Source organism: Steroidobacter sp. (assembly GCF_036406195.1).
In the GTDB taxonomy this organism is placed as follows: domain Bacteria; phylum Pseudomonadota; class Gammaproteobacteria; order Steroidobacterales; family Steroidobacteraceae; genus Steroidobacter.
Map to the genome: position 1 here is coordinate 1 of NZ_DASWVW010000004.1, position 1,964 is coordinate 1,964.

Annotated in this window: 2 protein-coding genes and 1 pseudogene; 2 read left to right on the forward strand and 1 reads right to left on the reverse strand. The window is 63.4% G+C overall.

The annotated features are described in order from the left end of the window. Nucleotides 1-710, reverse strand: a 710-nt coding sequence (locus VGE08_RS01550) for an acyl-CoA dehydrogenase family protein (RefSeq protein ID WP_349258596.1), incomplete at its 3' end; no start/stop codon positions are given. Nucleotides 711-953: 243 nt separating this feature from the next. On the opposite strand from VGE08_RS01550, the gene VGE08_RS01555 reads away from it, so the two are divergent. Then, the gene (locus VGE08_RS01555; protein ID WP_349258595.1) at nt 954-1,655 is read left to right on the forward strand and encodes an SDR family NAD(P)-dependent oxidoreductase; all 702 of its coding nucleotides are present in this window, start codon (nt 954-956) and stop codon (nt 1,653-1,655) included. 178 nt (nt 1,656-1,833) lie between these two features. Continuing rightward, nucleotides 1,834-1,964: pseudogene (locus VGE08_RS26245) on the forward strand (enoyl-CoA hydratase); the annotation flags it as partial.

The following is a 1,964-nucleotide window of genomic DNA, read 5'->3' on the forward strand; positions in this document are numbered from 1 at the left end:
CGCGCCAGCAGCATCACGACTTCCGCATCGGCATTGGAGCAGAACCATTTTTCGCCATGGAGGCGCCAGTGGTCGCCTTCCTGCACGGCCCTCGTCATCAGCGTGCCGACGTCGGAGCCGCCTTCTTTTTCCGTCATGAACTGGCCGCCTTGCGTCAGCTTGCTCATGTCGGTCTGTGTCAGCCCGTCGAGATATCTGGCCTTCAGTTCATCGCTGCCGAAATTCGCCAGGAGCTTGGCGCAGCCGTCGGTCACGTTGATCGGGCAGCCGAGGCCGAATTCCGCCTGGTTGAACAGGAAGGTGAAGGCGTGCTTGGCGACGACAGGATACTTGTCGGGCCAGCCCAGAATGCCCTTCCTCACCGACATCGCATGAATGCCGAACTCGCCAAAGGCGGCGCGCTCGAGCTCGCGATAGGCCGGGTGATATTCGATCCACTGCACATCACGGCCGAACTTGTCGCGCTGGTACAGGATAGGCGTGTGGCGATCGGCCAGCCGCGCGCATTCATCGAGATGGCCGCCGGCCATGGCGCCGAGACGGTCGAGATACGGCTCGATGTGGCGGAACGTCGCTTCCGGCAGATGCAGCCGCAAGAGATCGGTCAGCGCCGGATCGGCCCGGTAGAAATTCATGCCTGACGTGTCGGGTGCCAGCAATCCCGGCTGGTCCGGAATGGCGGCCCTGCGATCGTGCTTGAGTGGCTGCATCTTTTGCCCTTGTCGTTTCCGCCCGTTCTCGATGTTATAGCTGACTACCGATACCGCACGCCCGAGCGCGGTCAACAAGCATAACCGGGGGAGCGCTCCGTGGCTGAAGGATATCGCGTCGTCGGAGCCCCGCTGGTGGTGACGCCGGAAGGAACTGGCATCCAGGATTCCACGCCGATCATCACAGGTTGCCTCGCGGGGACGTGTCCCTAGATAGGAATCTCGGCCAACAGGGGAGCATGCATGGCAAGACCAAAATACAACACCGCGTTGATCGTCGGCGCCGGCGAAGGATTGAGCGCCTCGCTGGCGCGGCTGTTTGCGCGTGAGGGCATCAAGGTCGCACTTGCTGCGCGCAAGATCGAGAAGCTGGGCGAGCTCTGCACCCAGACCGGCGCCAAGGCCTTTGCCTGCGATGCGACCAATGCCGACGAGGTCGAGCGCCTGTTCGGCCTGGTCGAACGCGAGATGGCAACACCCGACATTGTCGTCTACAACGCCAGCGCGCGCGCCCGCGGCGCCTTTATCGAACTCGTGCCGGCGGAGGTCGCCAATGCGATTGCCGTCAGCGCCTTCGGCGGCTTCCTGGTAGCGCAGCAGGCGGCAAAACGCATGCTGCCGAACAAGCACGGCGCGATCCTGTTCACCGGCGCTTCCGCGAGCGTGAAAGGCTATGCGCAGTCCGCCCCCTTCGCGATGGGCAAGTTCGCGCTGCGCGGGCTGGCGCAGAGCATGGCGCGCGAGCTGTCGCCGCAGGGCATTCACATCGGGCACGTCGTCATCGACGGCGGCATCCGCAACGCGGCGCGGACCGAGCCTGCCGATCGCCCGGACTCCTTCCTCGATCCCGATGCGATTGCGGAAAATTACTGGCACCTGCTGCAACAGCCGCGCAGCGCCTGGACCTGGGAGATCGAACTGCGGCCGTGGGTGGAGAAGTTCTAGCTCGTCGTTCCGGGGCACGAGTGCGAACCCGGAATGACGGGACAACAACAAACAGGAATCGTAGGGTGGGCAAAGCGAAACGTGCCCACCTTCAAGAGCACGGACGGCGAAGGTGGGCACGGCGCATGCGCGCCTTTGCCCACCCTACGACATAAACAACAAACAAACCGGGGGAAACATGAGCACCGAAACCACCATCGACACCGGCACCAACGAATTGCTCTGCGTCATCCGCGACCGCGTCGCCATCATCACCTTGAACCGGCCGGAAGCCCGCAACTCGCTTTCCGACGAATTGACGCCGGCACT

Excerpts from the sequence above, each read along its gene's own strand:
- VGE08_RS01555 (WP_349258595.1), top strand. The coding sequence starts at position 954 with ATGGCAAGACCAAAATACAACACCGCGTTGATCGTCGGCGCCGGCGAA.